Genomic DNA, 21798 nt, shown 5'->3' on the forward strand with positions numbered 1-21798 from the left:
CACCGCGCGGGCTCAGAGCCGCTCCCAGACGAAGGGGATATTGGCCCCGCGCAGCACCTGCTGCCACAAGGTGCCGGCCTGTTCGAGCCGCTGGGGATCGTAGACGCCCTGAACCTGATGGATCTGGAGCTTCCAATCCTTCGCGCCGGTGTCCTGCCAGACCTTGCCGACGAGGCGCTTCAGCCGCTCGGGATCGCGCGCCGTGGCGTTGCCGCCAAAGACCGTGAACTGCGGCGAGTTCTGCAGCATGTCGGACACCAGGACGAGCGCCTTGTCGCCCTCGCGCACCCGCGTTTCGGGTCGCGACACGACATCGCCCAACGCTTCGACGATCGGCGAGAGGTTGCCCTTCGCCGGCTGCGTCAGCACCGACAAAGCCTCGTCGAGCGGGCGGCCGAACTTTTCGACCCAGCGGACATAGTCGCGGCGCGGATTGCCGATCAACTCGCTGGCGGTTCGGCCCGGATTGCACAGGGACAGAAGCGGCGGGAAGCCCGGCTCGAACGCGTCGTTGAAGACATAGATCGACAGCATCCGGTCGGCTGGCAGATCGTCGCCGATCTGCTTGACCAGCCGCTTCAGCCGCCCGGCCTGGATCTCGCTCCAGGGGTCGCTCTTGTCGACGAGCACCAGCGTATGGCCGACCGCGCCCGTCTTCAGGCACAGCGATTCGGTATCGCGCGGTGGGCCTTTCAGCAAGGACGGCGCGGCGAAGAAGCCGACCAGCGCGACGCCCGCCAGGATCGAGGCGACGATCGCCCAGCTTTCGCTCTTCATGTCGTGCTCTTCATCTCGCGCTTCAGGGGCGGGGCGGCATTAGCGCGGCATTGCGGCAAATTCTGCATCCATCTGCCGGCGCGCCGCCTCATCCTGCTCGAAGGCATCGCGGCCGGCTTCTGCAGCGCGCGTCTTCAGCCGCTCGATCTCGCCGGCGAGATCGAGCCCGCGCACCAGAGCGAGCCGCTCGCGCAGCTTGGTCTCGACCAGCGCCGGCATATTGGCAAGCTGCCGCTCGCAATCGGCGATCAGGGCCCTGACGGCGCGGTGCTCCGCCAGGTCGTACGGCTGGTCCAGTTCGGGGACATTGAGCGACTGCGAGAAATAGGCGGGCGGTACATCGGTGCGCACGCGCAGATTGGCCTCGCGATACTGCATCAGCGCCGCATCCTTGGCCGAGCGCAACTGCGCGAGGCGCGCCTGATAGAGGTCGCGGATCTGGTCGGCGGCGGCTTTCGAGGCCTGCAGCCCGGCAAGCTCCTGAGCGCAATCATCCTTGAAGCCGTCGATGCCCGAACGCAGCGCTTCGAGTTCGGGAAGCAATTCGACATCGAAGCGGCGGCGCTCCTCCTCGACGGCGTCCCAGCGCTGCCGCCAGCGCTTGTAGGCGTTGCCATGGCCGGGATAGCTGCCGAAGGCGGAATACCCTTTCACCGCCGATGCAAAGGCGACGATGCAGCCGATCAGGACGAGCGCCGCCGATTTCAGCTCGGTGATGGCCAGGGGATTGGCGAGCACGCGCGGCAGCACCTGCAGCGAGCGCGCATCGGGCGAGGCGATCAGCATCTCGCGGTAATGTCCGACCGAGAGGTTGAACAGGATGATCAGAACGATCAGCGCGACATAGACGGGCAGGGCCCAGAACAGATGCGAGGCCCGTACGTGCTGGCAATAGCGCGCCGGCCACAAGCCCAGTAGGAAGCCAAGTGCGATATTCAGCGCGGAGATGATCACGGCCGTCGCCGCACCGCCGACAAGGCCAAACTCGCTGGCCTCCGCGAAGAAATTGCCGTTGAGCAGGCTCTCGATCGCCAGCGGCACGATCAGGAACAGCAGGATGAACTGCCATTTGTCGATCTTGGGGTCGGCGGTGCGGCGGTGGGTGTAGTTGAAATAGGCATATTCGCGCTTGGCCTTGAGCGCGTCATAGACCCGCTGCTCCAGCTCGCCGCCATGCCGGTTGAGCAGCGCGCGCATGGAGGCCTCGATCGAGCGGACGCGCCCTTCATAGCGCTCCTGGGTGAAGCGCTCGCGCCGGCTGGCGATCTCGGCATGGAGATCGTTCAGGGCCGCCGCCGCCTCCTGGCGGATGGCGCCAAACAGCTCCATGACACGGGCAAGAAGCGTCAGTTCGGTCTGCGAGGGTAAAGTTGAATGCGGCGGCGGATTGTTGTCGAGCGCGTCGCTGGCGCCATGATGCCCGGCCTGCACCACCTCCGCGAGGTGATGGGCCGTGATCGGCGGGATCGCGGCGCCGGCGCGGCTGGAATCAGACGCCATGGGCGGCTCTCGCCAGCACCTGCCGGGCCTCGACGACATCGACATGGAAATCCCGGAAGCCGCGTCGCGCCGGTGTGCGATAGGTCCGCTGGAACCAGCCGGCCATCATGAGCAGGACGGCCGCCAGACCCAGCGCCAGCCAGTCGGCCGTCGCAAGCTCGGTCGCGCCGGGCAAGGCCTCGACCGCCGCCAGCACCGCGAGGATCGTGGCGAGCGCCAGCAGCACGCCGACGCGATGACGGCCAAAATCATAAGCCAGTTGCAGCAGGGCCTCGATGCCGGCGATCGCGGTGAAGGCGCACAGCGCCAGAACGACCAGCGCCGTCAGCGCCGCAGCGATCCAGGCGCTGATGGGGGAAGCCGGCACCAGGATGCCGAAGACCTGATGGGCCGACCAGCCCGCCAGCGCGACGCAGCCAAGCGCGAGAAGGGCCAGCAGCAGCGAGAGCAGGCGGGAGCGCGGCCAGAGTTTGACGGCGAAGATCGCAAGCCTGGCGATCTGGGTTTCGAGCAGGACACGCCAGGCACTGGATGCGATCGCGTTCAGCCGAAGAAAGACGCTTCTGATCATCGAACGCCCGCGACAAACACCATCAACCAACCGTTAAGCCTTTGCAGGGGGCCGTCAAGCCGAAGGACGGCAGGGTCCGCGAACCGTCCCCAATGCGCCATGCAGCGGCCGGGCCAACGGCAATCAGCCGCCGGTGACGCTCATATGGCGCCCGACGGCCGGGGCATTACGCCGCCGGTCGATGACAAAGTCATGGCCCTTGGGCTTGCGCGAAATCGCCTCGTCCATGGCGCGGTGCAGGGCTGCATCGTCGCTCGACGCCCGGATCGGAGCGCGCAGGTCAGCGGCATCCTCCTGGCCCAGGCACATATAGAGCGTACCCGTGCAGGTCAGCCGCACCCGGTTGCAGCTCTCGCAGAAATTATGCGTCATCGGCGTGATGAAACCGACGAGCCCGCCGGTCTCCTGGACCCGAACATAGCGCGCTGGCCCGCCGGTCCGGTAGGGGTCCTCGACGAGGTTGTACCTGTCCATCAGCCGAGCCCTCACCACCGAGAGCGGCAGGAACTGGTCGATCCGGCCCGGCTCGATCTCGCCCAGCGGCATCACCTCGATCAGGGTCAGATCCATGCCCAGCCCATGCGACCAGGTCATCAGGCTCTCGATCTCGTCCTCGTTGACGCCCTTGAGCGCCACCGCGTTGATCTTGACCCGCATGCCGGCCTTGCGCGCCGCCTCGATGCCGCCCAGCACCTTGCCGAGATCGCCCCAGCGCGTGATCTTGCGGAACTTGTCGGGGTCGAGCGTGTCGAGCGAGACATTGATCCGCCGCACGCCGTAATCGGCCAGTTCCTGGGCATAGCGGTCGAGCAGCGAACCGTTGGTGGTCAGCGTCAGCTCTTCCAGCGCGCCAGACGCGAGGTGGCGCGAGAGCGAGCGGAACAGGCTCATCACGTCGCGGCGCACCAAAGGCTCACCGCCGGTGAGGCGGAGCTTCCGCGTGCCGCGCGCAACGAAAGCAGACGCCACGCGGTCGATCTCCTCCAGCGTCAAAAGATCGCGCTTGGGCAGAAAGGTCATGTCCTCGGACATGCAATAGACGCAGCGGAAATCGCAGCGATCCGTCACCGAGATCCGCAGATAGGAGATGTCGCGGCCGAACGGATCGACCAGGGCCGGGCGGGTCAGCGGGTTCTGGGTCTCGATCAGCACGTCTGGCATATCCTGTGCCGCCGGCCCGGAGTGGCTGCGACCGCGTTGTCCTGTATAGAGGGCAGACATTGGCATTGGCATGGCCAAGGTCAAGCGCGGCTAAGGCCGCATCAGCAAGCGAGCCCACGCAACCATGTCAGCCTGGCCCACCGAACTGCGCCTGTCGAAGGACCGCCGGACCCTGCATGTCGCCTTCGAGGACGGGGCCTCCTTTGCGATCGCTGCCGAACTCCTGCGCGTCGAGAGCCCCTCGGCCGAGGTTCAGGGGCATGGGCCGACGCAGAAAAAGACCATCCCCGGCAAGCGCGAGGTCGAAATCCTGAAGGTCGAGCCGGTTGGTCACTATGCCGTGAAGTTGACCTTCGACGACATGCACGACACCGGCATCTTCGGCTGGGACTATCTGCGCGAACTCGGCGAGACCGGCGTGGCCAAGCTGCAGGCCTATCTCGATGCGCTCGAGGCGCAGGGCCTGTCGCGGGAACGAGGCGGGCGGCGTTGACCGGCACTTGATGTTGGCTTTGTCATCCAACTGTCATCGGGAGCCGACAGACCGTCACACTCGATCCACCCCACGGGAGTTGACCATGAGCCTCTTGAAGACACTGGCCACCCTCGCCGGCGCGACCGCGCTTTCGCTCACCCTTTCCGTCGGCGCCGCCTCCGCGCTCGACGCCCGCTACAAGGATGCCGACGGCGACATGGTTGCCGACGCGCCCACGGCTGCTGCCGACCTTGTTGATCCCGCGACCCTGATCTTCGCCTATACCCCGGTCGAAGATCCCGCCGTCTACGCCAAGGTTTGGGATGAATTCCTCAAGCACATGGAAAAGGTCACCGGCAAGCGGGTGCAGTTCTTCCCCGTGCAGAGCAATGCCGCACAGCTTGAGGCCATGCGCGCCGGCCGCCTGCATGTCGCCGGCTTCAACACCGGCTCGAACCCGATCGCCGTCGCCTGCTCCGGCTTCGTTCCCTTCACCATGATGGCCTCGAAGAAGAACGAGTTCGGCTACGAGATGGAGATCATCACCTATCCCGGCTCCGGCATCGAGAAGATCGAGGACATCAAGGGCAAGAAGCTCGCCTTCACCTCCGAGACCTCGAACTCCGGCTTCAAGGCGCCGTCCGCCCTGCTCGCGCAGGAGTTCAAGATGGAAGCCAAGAAGGATTACGAGCCCGTCTTCTCCGGCAAGCACGACAATTCGATCATCGGCGTCGCCAACAAGGACTATCCGGCCGCGGCCATCGCCAATTCGGTCAAGTCCCGCATGATCGCGCGCAACGTCATCAAGGCCGATGCGACCAAGGTGATCTACAAGTCGCAGACCTTCCCGACCACGGGCTATGGCTACGCGCACAATCTGAAGCCCGAACTCGCCGCCAAGATCAAAGAGGCGTTCTTCAGCTTCAACTGGGACGGCACCGCCCTCCAGAAGGAGTTCGCCTCGGCCGAGCCGCCGCAGGAGAAGTTCATCCCGATCACCTTCAAGGAGCATTGGGAAGTCGTGCGCAATATCGATAAGGCGCTGAACGTCAGCTACGCCTGCAAGTAAGCCGGGCCTGTTCTCAGACCACCGGCCGCGCCCTCGCGCGGCCGGCATCGTTTTGGAGGCCCACATGCTCGTCATCGAGAACCTGACCAAGCGCTACGCCACCGGCGATCTGGCGTTGGAGGCGGTCACCCTGTCGGTCCCGGCCGGGCAGGTCGTCGGCCTGATCGGACCCTCTGGCGCCGGCAAATCCTCGCTGATCCGCTGCGTCAACCGTTTGGTCGAGCCCAGCGAGGGCACGATCAAGCTCGGCGATCTCGATCTGTCGCGCCTCTCCCGCGGCGCCCTGGGGCAGGCGCGCCGCCGCATGGGCATGATCTTTCAGGAATACGCCTTGGTCGATCGGCTGTCGGTGATGGAAAACGTGCTGTCGGGCCGGCTCGGCTATGTCGGCTTCTGGCGTTCGTTCTTTCGCCGCTTCCCGCAGGCCGATATCGATCGCGCCTTCGCGGTGCTGGAGCGCGTCGGCCTGACCGACCATGTCGACAAGCGCGCCGATGCGCTCTCGGGCGGCCAGCGCCAGCGCGTCGGTATCGCCCGCGCGCTGGTGCAGGAGCCCGATCTGCTGCTGGTCGACGAGCCCACCGCGAGCCTCGACCCCAAGACCTCGCGCCAGATCATGCGGCTGATCGTCGAGCTCTGCGCCGAGCGCAATCTCGCCGCGATCGTCAACATTCACGACGTCGCGCTCGCGCAGATGTTCGTCCAGCGCATCGTCGGCTTGCGCAAGGGCAAGGTTGTCTTCGACGGGCCGCCCGATGGGCTGACCCCGGAGGTGCTGACCGAGATCTACGGCGCCGAGGACTGGACCGCCACGATCCGCAAGGCCGAGGAAGAGGACGAGCAAGCCGCCGCCGCCGGCGCGCCGGCGGTTCTCGTCCGCGATACGCCGCTGGTGACCGCATGAGCGCGGTCTCGCGGCGCTGGACGCCGCCGCCCCTCATCGCCAATCCCACCCTGCGCTACGCCATCTATGCCGGTGTCGCCCTCTATCTCGTGGTCGCCTTCGGCACGGTCGAGCTGAACTGGGCCCGCATGTCGGAAGGCGCCGCGCGCGCCGGCCGGCTGTTTGCCGGGTTCCTCCAGCCCGATTTCACCTCGCGCTGGGGCGACATCAAGGCCGGGCTGCTCGAGAGCCTGACGATGACCGTGACCTCGACCATCATCGGCATCATCCTGTCCGTGCCCTTCGGCATCGGGGCGGCCCGCAACATCGCGCCGCTCCCGGTCTATGCCTTCTGCCGCGCCTTCATCGCAGTGGCGCGCAGCCTGCAGGAGGTCATCATCGCGATCTTCCTCGTGGTGCTGTTCGGCTTTGGGCCCTTCGCGGGCTTCCTGACGCTGGCATTCGCGACCATCGGTTTTCTGGCCAAGCTGTTGGCGGAGGATATCGAGGATATCGACCCCGCCCCGCTGGAGGCCATCCGCGCCACCGGCGCAGGCTGGTGGCAGGTTTTGATCTTCGCCGTCCTGCCTCAGGTCGCGCCACGTCTGATCGGCCTGTCGATGTACCGGGTCGACATCAACTTCCGGGAATCGGCCGTCGTCGGCATCGTCGGCGCCGGCGGCATCGGCGCGACGCTCAACACGGCGATGGACCGCTACGAATTCGACAGCGCCGCCGCGATCCTGCTGATCATCATCGGCATCGTGCTGGCCTGCGAATACGCATCCGGCTTCATCCGCGCGAAGGTGCAGTGATGCCGGTCTCCATCGCTCAGGACGGCACCAAACTCTGGCAGCGCCGCACCAGCCGGGCCGAATGGCTGCATTTCGCCGGCTGGTTCGCCCTGCTCCTGCTCTTCGTCTTCACCTGGCAGGTGATGACGCAGGACACGATCTGGGCCTTTGTGCTCGATGCCCCGCGCCAGGCCGCCGATATCGGCTCGCGCATGTGGCCGCCGCGCTGGTCTTATATGAGCGCCGTCTGGAAGCCGCTCTGGGACACCATCAACATGGCGACTTTGGGCACGCTTCTGGCGATCGTGCTCGCCGTGCCGATCGCCTTCCTCACCGCGCGCAACACCACGCCGAGCGCGACCTTCATCCGGCCGATCGCGCTGCTCGTCATCGTCTCGTCCCGCTCGATCAACGCGATCATCTGGGCGCTCGTGCTGGTCACGATCCTGGGTCCGGGCGTGCTCGCCGGCATCCTGGCGATCGCGCTGCGCTCGATCGGCTTCATCGCCAAGCTGCTCTACGAGGCGATCGAGGAGATCAATGTCGAGCCGGTCGAGGCGATCCGCGCCACCGGCGCCTCGCCCCAGCAGGTTCTGGCCTGGGGCATCTGGCCGCAGATCACCCCGGCCTTTGCCGGCATCACAGTCTTCCGCTGGGACATCAACATCCGCGAGGCGACGGTGCTAGGGCTCGTCGGAGCCGGCGGCATCGGCGTCAATCTCGAAAGCTCGATGAACACGCTGGCCTGGCCGCAGGTGACGCTGCTTCTGCTGGTCATCCTCGCGACCGTCGTCGTCAGCGAATGGGTCTCGGCGAAGATTCGCCACGCGATCATCTGAATCGTTGGCACCGCGTCATCATGGGCGTCCAGGATCGGGCGCTTCAACCCAGGGGAGTAACGCCATGAACAAACATCTGATCGGTCTTGCCATCGCCGGTGCGCTCAGCGCCCATGCCATGCCCTCCGCCCAGGCCCAGCAGGGCGAACTGGTGGTCTATTGCACCGTCCAGGAGGAATGGTGCCGTCCGATGGTCCAGGCCTTTGAAGCCAAGACCGGCATCAAGGTCTCGATGACCCGCAAATCCTCCGGCGAGACCTATGCCCAGATCAAGGCAGAGGCCGCCAATCCGCGCGGCGACGTCTGGTGGGGTGGCACGGGCGACCCGCATCTGCAGGCAGCGGAAGAGAACCTCACCGAGGAATACCGCTCGCCGATGCTGGCGCAGTTGCTGCCTTGGGCTGTGAAGCAGGCCGAACAGTCGAAATTCCGCACTGTCGGCATCTATGCCGGCGCGCTCGGCTATGGCGTCAACACCAAGATGCTGGCTGAGAAGAAGATCGCCGAGCCGAAATGCTGGGCCGATCTGATCAAGGCGGAGTTCAAGGACGAGGTTCAGGTCGCCGATCCGAATTCGTCGGGCACCTCCTACACCATGCTGGCGACGATGGTTCAGCTGATGGGCGAGGACAAGGCCTTCGACTATCTCAAGGCCCTGCACAAGAACATCAACCAGTACACCAAATCGGGCGCCGCGCCGGCACGCGCGGCGGCGACGGGCGAATCGATGGTCGGCATCGTCTTCCAGCACGACGCCGTCTCCCAGGCGGTCGCTGGTGCACCGCTCAAGGTGGTTTCGCCCTGCGAAGGCACCGGCTACGAGATCGGCTCGATGTCGCTGATCAAGGGCGCCAAGAACCTGGCCAACGCCAAGATCTGGTATGATTGGGCTCTCACGCCCGAAGCGCAGGAGATCGGCGAGAAGGCGAAGGCCTATCAGGTGCCGTCCAACAAATCCGCCAAGGTGCCGCCGGCCGCCCCCAACCTCGCAGAGACCAAGCTGATCGATTACGACTTCGCCAAATACGGCTCGTCGGTCGAGCGCACCCGCCTGCTGAAGAAGTGGGACGCCGAGGTCAAGACCGCGCCGAAGAACTGAACCTACGGCTTGAGAGGGGCGGCCGCGCGACCATGAAGCTCGACCGCTTCTCGCTGTTCTGGAGCATGGCGGGGTTGCTCGGCCTCGCCCTGCTGCCGGCGCTCAACGGCGATGCCCGCTCGGGGCTGGCGCTCGCTGCCTCCGGGCATGGCGTGGTGTTGGTTACGCTCGCGGTGCTGGTGATTGCAGCCGTTCCGCCGTCCAGGCGCGCCATCTCGTGGGTGGAACTCGGGCTGGCTGCTCTCGCGCTGCTTTTGATCGGGGTCGCCGGCTTCCGGCCGCTTGCGCTCTCGGGCCTTGGCCTGCTGCCCTCGCCGGCGCCCCTCAATCTCGGCGCCGGCCTCGCCATTGCCGCCGTCGCGCTGGTGGCTCTCGCGGCGGGAGCCTCGGCGCGGCTCGGAGCCTTCCGCAACGACCGCTTCGTTGCCACCTGCGTCGCCGTGATCGGCGCGCTCGTCATCCTGTTCGTGTTCTGGCCGGTCTCGCGGATGCTGGTCGAGGCCTTCGCCGGCCCATCCGGTTTCGTTTCGGCGGGGGAGTTGCTCGATCGGCTCAGCGCACCCGACATCTGGAGCCTGGGATGCCTCGGCGGCGGACAGGCCTGCGGCGTCGCGGTGAACTCGCTCGGGCTCGGCCTGCTCGTTGCCGGTCTATCGACTGTCTTCGGCCTCGCCTTCGCGCTCTTGGCGACGCGAACGAATGTGCGGATGCCGAAGCTTTTCGACGCGCTGGCGATCCTGCCGATCATCACCCCGCCCTTCGTCGTCGGGCTGGCGCTGATCGTGCTGTTCGGGCGCACCGGCATCGTCACGGCGACGCTGAGCGACTGGTTCGGGCTGCCGCGCACGCGCTGGATTTATGGCCTGCCCGGCGTGACGATCGCGCAGGTGCTGAGCCAGGCACCCTTATCCTTCATCATCCTGTCGGGCGCGCTGAAGGCGCTCAGTCCGACGCTGGAAGAGGCCGCGCAGACGCTGCGCGCCTCGCGCCTGCGCATCTTCATGACCGTGACTCTGCCCCTGCTGGCGCCGGCGCTGCTCAACACCTTCCTGCTCGCCTTCGTCGAGAGCCTGTCGGATTTCGGCAATCCGCTGGTGCTGGGCGGCTCCTTCGAGGTGTTGTCGACCAAGATCTTCTTCGCCATCGCCGGTGCCCAGCACGAGCCGGCCCGCGCCGCGATCCTGGCGCTCATCCTGCTCGCCTTTACGCTGGCGGCCTTCGCGCTGCAGATGCGCCTGTTGGCAGGGACCTCCTTCGTCACCGTCTCGGGCAAGGGCGATTCCGGCCTGCCTTCGCCCCTGCCCGCCGCGATGCCGGCCGGCCTCTGGCTGATCGCGGCGCCCTGGATCGCACTGACGATCGCCGTCTACGGCGTCGTCCTGATCGGCGGCTTCGTCGTCGATATCGGCCGCTTCGACCTGACGCCGACGCTGGCGCATTTCGCGACCGGTTTTGCCGTCGGGACCGGAGACGCAGGGTTGGTCTGGCTCGGCTCGGCCTGGAATTCGTTTTGGGTCACCGTCTGGGTCGCCGGCATCTCGGCACCCCTGACGGCGATGGTGGGGCTGTTGACGGCCTATGTGCTGGCGCGCCAGGAGTTCCGGGGCCGTCGCGCCTTCGAATTCATGACGCTGCTGTCCTTCGCGATCCCCGGCACGGTGATCGGCATCTCCTACATCCTCGCCTTCAACGTCGCCCCGGTCGAGATCACCGGCACGCTCGCGATCCTCATCGCCTGCTTCGTCTTCCGTAACATGCCGGTGGGCGTGCGCGCCGGCATGGCGGCTTTAAGCCAGATCGACAAATCGCTCGACGAGGCCTCGGCCACGCTGCGCGCCAGCACGGCCCGCACGCTCGTCCTGGTCATCCTGCCGCTGATCAAGCCCGCGATCGTGGCGACGCTGATCTACAGCTTCATCCAAGCGATGACGGCGGTCTCGGCCGTCATCTTCCTGGTGACGGCGCGCTACAACCTCGCGACGGCTTACGTCGTCGGGCGCGTCGAGGCCGGCGAGTATTCCCTCGCCATCGCCTATTGCGCCTTGATGATCGCCTTCATGCTGATGGTGATCTGGGCGGTGCGACTCGTCGTCGGCGAGCAGAATCTCGGCCGGCGCCTCGGCGAGCCGCAGGCGGTATCAGGAGGTCCGGCATGAGCGGCGGCGCACTCGAATTCGCGGGCGTCAGCCGCCGCTACGGTCCGGTCACCGCCGTCGACGACATCAGCTTCAGCGTCGAAGCCGGCACGCTGACCACGATTCTCGGCCCGTCGGGCTGCGGCAAGACCACGACGCTGCGCATGATCGCCGGGCTCGAACTGCCGAGCGCCGGCCGCATCCTGATCGGCGGCGAGGATGTGACGCGGCTCTCAGCCGCCGAACGCGACGTCAGCATGGTGTTCCAGTCCTACGCGCTGTTTCCGCATATGAGCGTGCTGCGCAACGTCGCCTATGGCCTGCTCGCCTCGGGCAAAGCGCGGGGCGAGGCGGACCGGCTGGCGCGTGCCAAGCTCGAGCTGGTCGGCCTGTCGGGCCTGGAGGAGCGGCTTCCTTCGGCGCTCTCGGGCGGCCAGCAGCAGCGCGTCGCGGTGGCGCGCGCGCTCGTGCTGGAGCCGACCATCCTGCTGTTCGACGAGCCCCTCTCCAATCTCGACGCCCGCCTCAGGCGCAAGGTCCGCGACGACATCCGCGCGCTGCAGCAAGATCTGGCCCTGACCGTGGTCTATGTGACCCATGACCAGAGCGAGGCTCTGGCCGTGTCGGACACGGTGATCGTGATGAACCGGGGTAGAATCGCGCAGATGGGGCCGCCGCGTGCGATCTACGAGCAGCCTGCGGACGCCTTCGTGGCCGATTTCATGGGCGAGGCCAATCTGTTCGAGGGCGAGCTGTCGCGCGGCGAGGCCGGCTGGACGTTCAGCCGCAATGGCGCGACGATCGCGCTCGGCGAGCGCGAGGGGTTGACCGAGCGCCCGGCGACGCTCGCCATCCGCCCCTACGCCGTCGAAATGGGAACGGACGGCGGATATGGCCTGGCGGGCAAGGTCACGCGTGCCACCTATGTCGGCGACTGGCGCGAATTCGAGATCGAAACCGTTTGGGGCCCGATCAACGCGATGTCGGCGACCGACGTCTTCGCCGCCGGCGACGCGGTCTCCCTCTCGTTTCGCGACGACCGGATCATGATCCTCGCGCATCTTCCATAGATCGGCCGCCGTTCAGGCAGTGCTTGGACGACCGAAAGGCCTCAATGCGGTCTGGCGGATGAAGCCGCGTCGCGGACGGTTAGTTTAAGGCTGCGACTGGCCCTTAGTAGAGCCGCAGGCCGTCCATCGTCGAGACATGCGCCGAAATCACCTTCCAGCCGAGATCGGGGAAGCGCACCCAGCTCTGGCTCTGGCGGCCGACGAGATCGCGCCCGCGCACCTTGAACTCCAGGTTCACGGTGGCGATGTCGCGGCCCAGCGTCAGGATCTCCAGCCTGATCCGCTTCTCCTTGATGCCCGGGCCCGGCGGGCGGGCGACGCGATGGGCGTGGATTTCGGAAAAGCCATAGCCGTTCTCGTGCAGCGCATAGCGGATCGTGTGCGGGCTGTTCCAGAAGGTCGCATCGAGCACGTCGACATTCTTGTCGATCAGTGCCTGTTCATAGGCTTCGAACAGGGCCGACACCTCGGCGACGACCTCGGGCAAATTGGGGGTGAAATCGCTCACGCGGCGTTCTCCATGGCTTGTGCGACGGCGATCAGCGCGGCATCCGTGCCGCGTCCGCCGATGATCGAGAGCCCGACGGTCGCGCCGTTCACGGTCGCGCCGGGCAGGCTGACCTGCGGCGAGCCGGTCAACCCGCCCTGCGCGCACAGGCAGGTGATCCGGTCCTTCATCGGCTGCAGGACCGGCTGCGACAGACCGCGCAGCGGGGCGGGGAAGGGCGTCGTCGGCAGGCACAGGATCGTGCCCGGGGGCAGCAGATGGCGCAGCCGGGCGCGGGCCTCCTGGCGCATGAGTTCGGCCCAGTGGCGGTCCGCCTCGGGCATCCGCGCACCGTGCAGCAGGCCCGCCGCGACGCTGAAGGCCATGCGCGGATTGGTCTCCTCAACCCAGCGGCGGAAGGTGGTCCAGGCCTCGACCGGCTGCAGCGTCCGCTGCGCCCGGGCCCAGACCGAAAGCCCCTGCGGCGCCATGATCTCCTCGCGCACCTCGCCGACGATCCGGCTCAGGCGTGCGACGAGGGGCTGGAGCGCCTCGGCGACCTCGGGATCGGCGAAGCCGAAGGCATCCGTCGCAACCAGAAGCCGTGTCGGCAGCGCGCCCGGCGCCTCGCCCAGCAGCACGCTCGACACCCTCGCGAAGGTCTCCGCATCGCGCGCGAACCACCCCGTGGTGTCGGAACTCGGCGCCTGCGGCAGCATGCCGGTGACATCGACGCGCCCATGCGTCGGGCGGATGCCGTAGAGCCCGCAGAAACTCGCCGGCACACGCACCGAGCCGCCGGTATCGGTGCCCAGCGCGGTGTCGCACAGCCCCGCCGCGACAGCCGCCGCCGAGCCTGAGGACGAGCCGCCCGGCACGCGATCGGGCGCGGCCGTGTTGATCGGCGTGCCATCGAAAGCGTTTTCGCCGAGGATGCCGAGCGAGACTTCGTCGGTGATGGTCTTGCCGACGAGATCGGCCCCCGCATCGAGCAGGGTCTGCACCGCCCAGCCATGGCGCTCGGGAATGGGATTGAACGTCGCCCAGTCGTGATTGCCGCCGCCGGTGGGCAGGCCCGCGACGTCGAACAGGTCCTTGGCGGCGAAGCTCAGCCCCGCGAGCGGCCCGCCGGCGCGACCCGGTATGTGAACCCGCGCGCCCGGCACGAAGGCGTTGACGACATCATCCATGGTCATTCCCGAAACCTGTTCACGGCCACCCGCTTTGAGCAGCTTGCCCCGCAAGCAGGATGCCAGCCACGGCGGCGCCTGTCGCCATGCACCCCGGCGCCGGGCCCCTGCAGCGGGCGCAAGACAAAGGCTCAAGACAAAGGCTCAAGACAAACGCGCAAGACAAAAAAGGGCCGCCCCGAAGGACGGCCCTGATCTGTTGGCGCAGTCGAGGGTGGCTCAGCGGGCGACGACGACCCGGGTGCCGACCTTCACGCGCTCATAGAGGTCCATGACGTCTTCGTTGAGCATGCGGATGCAGCCCGACGAGACGGCCTGGCCGATCGTCTCCGGCTCGTTGGAGCCGTGGATGCGGTAGAGCGTCGAGCCGAGATAGAGCGCGCGGGCACCCATCGGGTTTTCCGGGCCGCCAGGCATGAAGCGCGGCAGGTCCGGCCGGCGCTTCAGCATCTGGGCGGGCGGGGTCCAGGTCGGCCATTCCTGCTTGCGGGTGATCGTCTGCGAGCCGGCCCAGTCGAAGCCCGGGCGGCCGACGCCGACGCCGTATCGCATCGCCTTGCCGTCGGGCATGACGAGATACAGGCGGCGCTCGCTGGTGTTGATCACGATCGTTCCCGGACGCTGTTTGCCGTCATAGGAGACGATTTCGCGCGGGATCGCGGTGGCCTGCGCCTTCGCCGGATCCTCATAGGTGAACAGCGGCTGGCGGGTCAGCGGGTCGATCTCGGCGCGGGCGGATGTCGCGACGGCAAGCAGGCCAAGCCCACTCAGCAGGGCCATACGGAAAATGCGGTTCATCGGGACCTCGGGCGGCGGCGAAAAGGGGGCGCGGAACAGAAAGCTGACGTTAAAAGGTCAACATCTCCTCAATTTCCTGTCAGAGGATCGCCACAGGCGCAATCGAGCGGTCATCACATCGGTGCGAGCAGGCGGGCTTTGCGAGGCGTCGTTGCGCGCCGGCCACATCGGCTGCGAAGGTCTTTGCCGCGATGCGATGCGCGGCGTGCGTATGCGTCCTCTCCCGTGGACGGGGGATGGCTCTTCCTCGTGGGCGTGTATGCTCGCCTGTGCTTACCATTCCGCGCCCAGACGAGGTTGAAGACGTGCCGCATCCCCCTCTGCACATCGATTTCCTGAACGCGCTCGATGTCGAGGCGCTGAAGCTGACCGATGCGGAAATCATCGCCGCCGTCGAGGCCGGTCTTGCCGCCCAGGGTCAAAAGGCGACCGAGATCGAGCCGCGCGTGCATCTGATGCCGAAGGCCGGTGCCAACGGCCATTTCAACGTGCTGCGCGGCGCCTTTCGCGATCCCATCAACCGGGCCGGCGTCAAGGTGATCGGAGACTTCGTCGACAACTACAAACTCGGCCTGCCCTCCGAAATGGGCCTGCTGCTGCTGATGGATCCGATGACCGGCGTGCCGACCGCGATCGTCGACGGCAGCCATCTCACCGATATGCGCACCGGCGCGATCACCGCGATCGGCGCGAAATATCTCGCCCGCAAGGGCTCAAAAGTGCTCGGCCATATCGGCGCGCGCGGCACCGCCTATTGGAATGTCCGCCTGCTCCATTCCCTGTTCGATTTCGACGAGATCCGCGTCCATTCGCGAAGGCCGGAAAGCCGCGACGCCTTCGGGGCGCGGCTTTCGGCTGATCTCGGCAAGCGCGTCGTCGTGACGGAAGATTGGCAGAGCTGCGTCGAAGGGGCCGACATTGTCGTCGAGGCGTCACGGTTGAACGCGCCCGAGCCGATGCTGAAGACCTGCTGGATTAAGCCGGGCGCCTTCGTGGTGCCTTACGGCACGATGAGCGCGGTTGAGCTTTCGCTCACCGACATCATGAGCAAGCTCGTCGTCGATGATTGGGGACAGTGCAAGGGCGGCCCCTTCGGCAGCCTGCGCGCCCATGTCGAGGCCGGTAAGCTCTCGGAAGAGACGCTGCATGCCGAGATGGGCGAGATCGTCGCGGGCCTCAAACCCGGTCGCGAGCGCGAGGACGAGACGATCTTGTTCTGGCATCGCGGTCTCTCGCTGTCGGATATCGCGCTCGGCCATTTCATGCTGGAGAAAGCCAAGACGATGGGGCTCGGCCAGCGGCTGCGCTACGCGTGAGGCTCATTGCCAACGCCCGAATGTATGCCGTCGATGCGGCGACGGCGGCGAACTGGACGGCGCTCTTCGCCCGGATCGCTGCGATCTCCGGCATCCCGCTCGACGTGATCGCCCATGCCGCGCCGGCTCCGCTCGAAGAGCTTTGGCGGCGCGAGGACCTCGGGCTCGCCTTCATCTGCGGCTACCCTTTTGTGCGAGGCGGCTTCCCCGTGCAGCCGGTCGCAGTTCCCGTCCCGGCCTCCGGCGACGGCCGGCCGCTCTACGCGACGCATCTGGTCGTGCGGGCCGAGAGCAACATCGCCACGCTGGAGGAGAGCTTCAGCCGCAGACTCGGCTGGACGGTCGCGCATTCGCAATCGGGCTTCAACGCGCTGCGCACCCATCTGCTGCCGCGATGGCAGGCGAGGGGGCCGCTTTACGCGCAGAGTTTAGGGCCGCTGCTGACGCCACGCCGGGTCATCGAGGCTCTGCTGGCCGACGAAATCGACATCGGCCCGCTCGATTCTTACTTTTACGACCTGCTGCTGGAGGCCGAGCCCGCAACTGCAGGAAGATTGCGCATCGTCGCCACGACGGCGCCGCGTCCGATGCCGCTGCTGGTGGCCTCGCGCGGGATCGACGATACGGTCATCGCGCGGATGCGCGCGGCTCTGCTGACCGCGCATCGGGACGATGACGGACGCGCGATCCTCGCCCGCCTGCGCCTTTCGGGCTTCGCGGCCGTCGAAGCGGAGACCTATCGCATGCTGATCGAGGAGGCGGCAACCGCCGACCGCGCCGGCTATCTCCAGCCGGGGTGAGGCGCAACGTCACCGTCATTGCGAGCGCAGCGAAGCAATCCAGAAGCCGTCGAGCGCATCGCTATGGATTGCTTCGCTGCGCTCGCAGTGACGGTCACGGCAGCGCAGCGCCCGCACTGCGCGCCCGGATGCCCGCCAGCGTGATCTGCCCCAACGCGGTGCCGTCCTCGCCAGCGATCGTCGCGGCGTCGCGGCCTTCGGCGAGCAGCGCCGAGAGCACCTCGCGCACCGACAGCGTCCCCGGCAGCGTGAAGGCGCCATCGCCACCCGGTTCCACCGCATCCACCGCCCGCACCAGCGACAGCCGGCGCAGCGCCCGGTCGGCGCCGACGAAATCGGCGACGAACTCGTTGGCCGGCGCTGCCAGAAGCCTGTCGGGCGTGTCGTATTGCACCAGCCGCCCATCCTTCAGGATCGCGACGACATCGCCCATGCGGATCGCCTCGTCGATGTCGTGGGTTACCAGGATCACGGTCTTCTTCAGCCGCTTCAGGATGGCGAGGAACTCCTCCTGCAGCCGCCCGCGCACGATCGGATCGACGGCGCCGAAGGGCTCATCCATCAGCATCACCGGCGGATCGGCGGCGAGCGCGCGGGCGACGCCGACGCGCTGGCGCTGCCCGCCCGAGAGATGGCGCGGATAGCGCGACAGGAACTGCGCCGGATCGAGCCCGACGAGCTCCAGCATCTCGGCGACACGCGCCTTGATGCGCGATGCCTCCCAGCCGAGCAGCTTGGGCACGGTCGCGACGTTCTGCGCGATCGTCATATGCGGGAACAGGCCGATCTGCTGGATGACATAGCCGATATGGCGGCGCAGCTCGACCGGATCGGCCTTTGTCACGTCCTCGTCGCCGACGAAAATGCGGCCCGATGTCGGCTCGATCAGCCGGTTGACCATCCGCATCGTCGTGGTCTTGCCGCAGCCCGACGGCCCGATCAGCACGCAGACCTGGCCGGTTTCGATCGTCAGGTCGAGCGCATCCACCGCGGGCCTGGACACGCCGGGAAACAGCTTGGTGACCTTCTCCAGCCGGATCGTCATGAGGCTCCCAATCGCAATTGCCGGGTCATCAGCCGCTCGATCAGGGCGAACGTGACCTCGACGCATAAAGCCAGTCCTGCCACCGCGGCCGCGCCGGCGATCAGCTGCGGAAAGTTGAAATTCGCCATGCCGGCGGTGATCAATTCGCCGAGCCCCCCGCCGCCGATGAAGGCCGCGAGCGTCGCCGCCGAGACGATCTGCACAGCCGCCGTGCGGATACCCGCGAAGATCACCGGCAGCGCCAGCGGGATCTCGATTTGCGTCATCACCTGCCGGTCGGCCAAGCCCTGTCCGCGCGCCGCCTCGACGATGTCGGCATCGACCTCGGTGAGGCCGGTATAGGTATTCAGCAGCAGCGCCGGCAGCCCGTACAACGTCAGCGCCACCACCGAGGGCAGGAAGCCGGTGCCCAGAAGCGGCAGCATGATGACGAGCAAAGCCAGCGAGGGAATCGTCCGCAGGATGTTGACGATGGCGATGGCGGCGTTGGCGAAGCCGCGATGTCGCGTCAGCAGCAGGCCGAGCGGCAGCGCGATCAGCAGCACGGCGGCAAGCGCGACGCCCGTCAGCCAGAGATGATTCTGCAGCGCTCCGGTGAAGATGGACGGGTTGGCGGCGATCCACTCGACCATCAGGCGCTCTCCGCCTGGTTGGCGCGCAGATGCAGCTCGACCCGGCGCAGGCTCTCGTCACAGAGGATCGCCAGCGCCGAGGTCACCACCGCGCCGACCACGACCTTCTCGCCGAAATCCTGGGTGATGCCCTGGAAGATGATGTCGCCGAGCCCGCCCGCATTGATGAAGGCCGCCACCGTCGCCACCGAAACCTGCGTGACGACCGTGATGCGGATTCCGGCGATGATGACAGGCAGCGCCAGCGGCAGCTCGATGGCAAACAGCCGGCGCCATTTGCTATAGCCCATGCCGTCGGCGGCATCGAGCACGTCGGGCGAGATCTCCTGCAGGCCGGTCGCGACATTGCGGATGATGATCAAGAGCGCATAGGCGACGAGCGCGACGATCGCCGGCCAGAAGCCTAAGCCCAGATAGGGGATCAGCAGCGCGAAGATCGCCAGCGCCGGCACCGTATAAAGTGCCCCCGAGACCAGCAGCACGACGAGCGCAAAGCCCGGCCGCCGCGCCGAGAGCACACCGAGCGGCAGGCCGATGGCGAGCGCGATGGCAAGCCCGACACCGACGAGCTGGATATGCTCCCACAGCGCGATCAGCAGCCGATCGTAGTTGTCGATCGTCCAGCTCATGGCGCCGGGCCTTCGCCGGTCGCCATGTCCGCAAGCATCAGCTCGCCGGCCTCGATCGCCAGCGCAAGCGCCTCGTATTCGCGCCCCATCGGCCGGTCGTCGTCGAGCCGCGTGACATGGCCACGCACGAAGCGATGCGCGGCGGCCGTGCCGCGTCCGAGCCTGATCGCCCCGCGCAGATCGACGGCTTCCGCTGCCACGACGAGCTCGATCGCGGCCAGCCGCGTCAGGCGCTTGGCGATGGCATGCGTCTTCTCCACGATGGCCGGCGTCATCGGCGCATAATCCTCGACACCGTCGGCCACGTGCAGGGTCATGGCGCCGAGCGGCAAGGCGAGATGGCGAATCTCTGCCTCCAGCGCGGCTGCGGTCTTTTGCGTCGTCGCGAAACCGGAATGCGAGCCGCCATGGCGCGTCAGGAAGCGCGGCAGATCGCTCATGCCGGCATTCATCAGCTTGACGATGCGGGCCGCCGAGGTCGCCGCCAGATGGGAAAGCGCAAGAACGGCGGCCTCGAAGGTCAATGCCAGTTCGGTCGTGTCGAAATTGACGCCCGACAGCAGGAGATCGCGCGCGACCATCACGGCCGGGCTGTCGGGAGCGCTCGCGAGTTCTGCGTCAACAGTCTGCCTGGCCGCCGCGACAGCGCGCGTGGCGTGGCCCGCCACCGGCGCGAGGCAGCGAAAGGAGATCGGATCCTGCAGCCGGCGGCCCGCATCTGGCTTCCACAGGTCGCTACCATCGAGAAGCTGGCGCAGCCGGTCCACACCGACGCCATGGCCGGGCATACCGCGCAACGCGGAAAGATCGGGGTCGAGCGGCGAGAGATTGGCCCGAAACGCTTCGAGCGAGAGAGCCCCGGCCGTGATTCCCGCGTCGAGCGCCTTGCCCATCGCATCGACCGCCAGCGCCGCCAGCCCGACACTCTGGGCATTGGCGTTGAGAAGGGCCAGCCCGTCCTTGGGGCCAAGCAGCGGCAGCGCGATCCCGGCCGCCGCCAGCGCCTCGCCGCCGGGCAGGATCACACCACGGAATTCGGCCTCGCCCTCGCCGATCAGCGGCAGGAAGGCCTGCGCGAGCGGGCTGAGATCGGCCTCGCCGAGCGAGCCGATCCGACGCACGATTGGGTGAACGCCAGCATTGAGCATGGCCGCGATCGTCTGCGCCAGCGCAGGCGTGAGCCCTGAGGCGCCATGGCAGATCGCGACGAGGCGCGCCGCCAGCATCGCCCGTACCTCGACCGTCGAGAGCGGCTCGCCGACTCCGACGGCACGGGCACGGATGGCGCGGGCCTGGAAGGCGGGGATGGCGTCCGCGTCGAGGCTTGTATCGACGGCCGCACCGAGCCCGGTGGTCAGGCCGTAGACCCTGTCCCCCCGTTCTAGCGTGCGCAGAACCACCGCGCGCGCGGCTTCCAGACGGGTTGCGACGCAGTCGGCGAGCACGACTTGCGTGCCGTCGACGGCGATCGCGAGAATCGCCTCAAGGCCAACAGATGCCTCGCCGAGAACGACAGAGGTGCCTGCGCCCCCATCGGCGCCGGGCGCAGGACCAGCGCTCAGTTCACCAGCCCCTTGGCCTTGAGGAAGGCGGCCGCCACCGTGCGCGGCTCCTTCTTGTCGACTTCGACCTGGCGGTTGAGCTCCTGCATCGTCGGGTTGTCGAGGGCGGCGCCGACCTTTTCCAGGATGTCGACGATCTTGGCGTTGGCGGCGATCTCGGGGCGCACGACGGGAGCGAGGAAATAGGGCGGGAACAGCGACTTGTCGTCGTCGAGCGCGACGAACTTGTCGGCCGCGATCTGCCAGTCGGTCGAGAAGCCGTTGGCGACCTCGATCTGCTTCTGGTTCAGCGCGTCATAGCGCAGGCGCAGCGCGGCAAACTGCTTGAACTCGGCGAATTCGGCACCATAAACCTCCTTGAGACCCTTGATGCCGTCGCGCCGGTCGACGAATTCGGTGCCGGCGCCGAGCCGCAGCTTGGAGGAGGCCTTGCCGAGATCGCTCAGCGTCTTGAGGTTGAACTCCTTGGCCGTCTCCGGACGGACCACGATCGCATAGCCGTTATTGATGCCCGACGGCTTAAGCCAGGTCAGGTTGAACTCCTTCTCATAGAAGGCCTTGACCATGCCGCGCACCTTCTCGGGGTCGGTCTCGGTCACCCCTTGCGCCTTCATCACGGCGTTGAGGCCGGTGCCGGTATATTCCGGATAGAGATCGATCGCGCCGCTCTTCAGCGCTTCATGCGCAACCAGCGTGCCGCCGAGATTGATCTTGCGCTCGACCTTGAAGCCGGCGGCTTCGAGCGCCGCGCCATAGAGTTCCGCGACGACGAACTGCTCGGTGAAGTTCTTCGAGCCGATCTTGATCGTCTGGGCGAAAGCGCCCGACAGACCGCCCGCCAGCATGGCGGCAGCCGCAACGAGGGTCGTGAGGATGCGCATGGCTCTGGTTTCCTTCAGGTCGGGTGAGGCAGGCTAGCAAGCGGGGCGGGCGATGCAAGGATCGGGCGAGACAAAGGCGCGTGAT

At 66.9% G+C, this 21798-nt stretch carries 22 protein-coding genes; 10 read left to right on the top strand and 12 right to left on the bottom strand.

The window, feature by feature from the left end; translation table 11 throughout:
- Positions 1-12 precede the first annotated feature (12 nt).
- The 4 genes from IP69_RS01265 to moaA all read right to left on the bottom strand — a co-directional run bounded on the left by IP69_RS01265 (position 13) and on the right by moaA (position 4000).
- Positions 13-777, bottom strand: coding sequence for a hypothetical protein (locus IP69_RS01265; protein WP_054140996.1), 765 nt, complete (start codon positions 775-777; stop codon positions 13-15).
- A gap of 39 nt (positions 778-816) precedes the next feature.
- Positions 817-2277: a hypothetical protein gene (locus tag IP69_RS01270; RefSeq protein ID WP_054140997.1), complete on the bottom strand. Its 1461-nt coding sequence runs from the start codon at positions 2275-2277 to the stop codon at positions 817-819.
- Positions 2267-2848 carry a hypothetical protein gene (locus IP69_RS01275; protein ID WP_054140998.1) on the bottom strand — a complete coding sequence of 194 codons (582 nt, stop codon included), beginning with the start codon at positions 2846-2848 and terminating at the stop codon, positions 2267-2269. The genes IP69_RS01270 and IP69_RS01275 overlap by 11 nt, the downstream gene beginning before the upstream one ends.
- Before the next feature lie 123 nt (positions 2849-2971).
- Positions 2972-4000: a GTP 3',8-cyclase MoaA gene (moaA, locus tag IP69_RS01280; protein ID WP_248306662.1), complete on the bottom strand. Its 1029-nt coding sequence runs from the start codon at positions 3998-4000 to the stop codon at positions 2972-2974.
- Between the two features lie 133 nt (positions 4001-4133).
- On the opposite strand from moaA, the gene IP69_RS01285 reads away from it, so the two are divergent.
- The 8 genes from IP69_RS01285 (at position 4134) to IP69_RS01320 (ending at position 12373) form a co-directional block, all read left to right on the top strand.
- A complete protein-coding gene (locus IP69_RS01285) occupies positions 4134-4502 on the top strand; it encodes a DUF971 domain-containing protein (RefSeq protein WP_054141000.1) in 369 nt (122 codons plus the stop codon).
- An 85-nt stretch (positions 4503-4587) separates the two neighbouring features.
- The gene (gene phnD / locus IP69_RS01290) at positions 4588-5553 is read left to right on the top strand and encodes a phosphate/phosphite/phosphonate ABC transporter substrate-binding protein (protein WP_054141001.1); all 966 of its coding nucleotides are present in this window, start codon (positions 4588-4590) and stop codon (positions 5551-5553) included.
- 64 nt (positions 5554-5617) lie between these two features.
- Positions 5618-6457, top strand: a complete 840-nt coding sequence (gene phnC / locus IP69_RS01295; RefSeq protein WP_054141002.1) for a phosphonate ABC transporter ATP-binding protein — start codon at positions 5618-5620, stop codon at positions 6455-6457.
- On the top strand, positions 6454-7251 hold the full coding sequence (gene phnE / locus IP69_RS01300; protein WP_054141003.1) for a phosphonate ABC transporter, permease protein PhnE: 798 nt from the start codon (positions 6454-6456) through the stop codon (positions 7249-7251). The genes phnC and phnE (IP69_RS01300) overlap by 4 nt, the downstream gene beginning before the upstream one ends.
- Complete coding sequence (gene phnE / locus IP69_RS01305) at positions 7251-8069, top strand: phosphonate ABC transporter, permease protein PhnE (RefSeq protein ID WP_054141004.1); 819 nt, start codon at positions 7251-7253, stop codon at positions 8067-8069. The genes phnE (IP69_RS01300) and phnE (IP69_RS01305) overlap by 1 nt, the downstream gene beginning before the upstream one ends.
- A 64-nt stretch (positions 8070-8133) precedes the next feature.
- Complete coding sequence (locus tag IP69_RS01310) at positions 8134-9168, top strand: ABC transporter substrate-binding protein (protein WP_054141005.1); 1035 nt, start codon at positions 8134-8136, stop codon at positions 9166-9168.
- A 32-nt stretch (positions 9169-9200) separates the two neighbouring features.
- Positions 9201-11324 carry an iron ABC transporter permease gene (locus IP69_RS01315; protein WP_054141006.1) on the top strand — a complete coding sequence of 708 codons (2124 nt, stop codon included), beginning with the start codon at positions 9201-9203 and terminating at the stop codon, positions 11322-11324.
- Entirely contained in the window at positions 11321-12373 is a 1053-nt protein-coding gene (locus IP69_RS01320; RefSeq protein ID WP_054141007.1) for an ABC transporter ATP-binding protein, read from the top strand. The genes IP69_RS01315 and IP69_RS01320 overlap by 4 nt, the downstream gene beginning before the upstream one ends.
- A gap of 103 nt (positions 12374-12476) precedes the next feature.
- On the opposite strand, the gene hpxZ is transcribed toward IP69_RS01320, so the two are convergent.
- The 3 genes from hpxZ to IP69_RS01335 form a co-directional block, all read right to left on the bottom strand.
- Positions 12477-12881 carry an oxalurate catabolism protein HpxZ gene (gene hpxZ, locus IP69_RS01325; protein ID WP_054141008.1) on the bottom strand — a complete coding sequence of 135 codons (405 nt, stop codon included), beginning with the start codon at positions 12879-12881 and terminating at the stop codon, positions 12477-12479.
- On the bottom strand, positions 12878-14056 hold the full coding sequence (locus IP69_RS01330; protein WP_054141009.1) for an amidase: 1179 nt from the start codon (positions 14054-14056) through the stop codon (positions 12878-12880). Before IP69_RS01330 ends, hpxZ begins: the two co-directional genes overlap by 4 nt.
- 213 nt (positions 14057-14269) lie before the next feature.
- The gene (locus tag IP69_RS01335) at positions 14270-14848 is read right to left on the bottom strand and encodes a L,D-transpeptidase (RefSeq protein WP_054141010.1); all 579 of its coding nucleotides are present in this window, start codon (positions 14846-14848) and stop codon (positions 14270-14272) included.
- 305 nt (positions 14849-15153) lie between these two features.
- Here IP69_RS01335 and IP69_RS01340 point away from each other — a divergent pair, with 305 nt between their 5' ends.
- Together IP69_RS01340 and IP69_RS01345 are read left to right on the top strand one after the other, a co-directional pair.
- Positions 15154-16164: an ornithine cyclodeaminase family protein gene (locus IP69_RS01340; protein WP_054141011.1), complete on the top strand. Its 1011-nt coding sequence runs from the start codon at positions 15154-15156 to the stop codon at positions 16162-16164.
- Positions 16161-16964 carry a PhnD/SsuA/transferrin family substrate-binding protein gene (locus IP69_RS01345; RefSeq protein WP_156323225.1) on the top strand — a complete coding sequence of 268 codons (804 nt, stop codon included), beginning with the start codon at positions 16161-16163 and terminating at the stop codon, positions 16962-16964. The genes IP69_RS01340 and IP69_RS01345 overlap by 4 nt, the downstream gene beginning before the upstream one ends.
- A gap of 94 nt (positions 16965-17058) precedes the next feature.
- Here IP69_RS01345 and IP69_RS01350 read toward each other — a convergent pair whose 3' ends face one another.
- The 5 genes from IP69_RS01350 to IP69_RS01370 are packed head-to-tail and all read right to left on the bottom strand — an operon-like array spanning position 17059 to position 21713.
- The gene (locus IP69_RS01350; protein ID WP_054141013.1) at positions 17059-18009 is read right to left on the bottom strand and encodes an ABC transporter ATP-binding protein; all 951 of its coding nucleotides are present in this window, start codon (positions 18007-18009) and stop codon (positions 17059-17061) included.
- Positions 18006-18641 (bottom strand): ABC transporter permease, encoded by a 636-nt coding sequence (locus IP69_RS01355; protein ID WP_054141014.1) that lies wholly within the window; start codon positions 18639-18641, stop codon positions 18006-18008. The genes IP69_RS01350 and IP69_RS01355 overlap by 4 nt, the downstream gene beginning before the upstream one ends.
- Positions 18641-19270 carry an ABC transporter permease gene (locus IP69_RS01360; RefSeq protein WP_054141015.1) on the bottom strand — a complete coding sequence of 210 codons (630 nt, stop codon included), beginning with the start codon at positions 19268-19270 and terminating at the stop codon, positions 18641-18643. Before IP69_RS01360 ends, IP69_RS01355 begins: the two co-directional genes overlap by 1 nt.
- On the bottom strand, positions 19267-20832 hold the full coding sequence (locus IP69_RS01365) for an aromatic amino acid ammonia-lyase (RefSeq protein ID WP_082358766.1): 1566 nt from the start codon (positions 20830-20832) through the stop codon (positions 19267-19269). Before IP69_RS01365 ends, IP69_RS01360 begins: the two co-directional genes overlap by 4 nt.
- Complete coding sequence (locus tag IP69_RS01370) at positions 20829-21713, bottom strand: glycine betaine ABC transporter substrate-binding protein (protein ID WP_054141017.1); 885 nt, start codon at positions 21711-21713, stop codon at positions 20829-20831. The genes IP69_RS01365 and IP69_RS01370 overlap by 4 nt, the downstream gene beginning before the upstream one ends.
- Positions 21714-21798: the final 85 nt, after the last annotated feature.

It is taken from the genome of Allobosea sp. AAP35 (assembly GCF_001295925.1).
GTDB lineage: Bacteria > Pseudomonadota > Alphaproteobacteria > Rhizobiales > Beijerinckiaceae > Allobosea.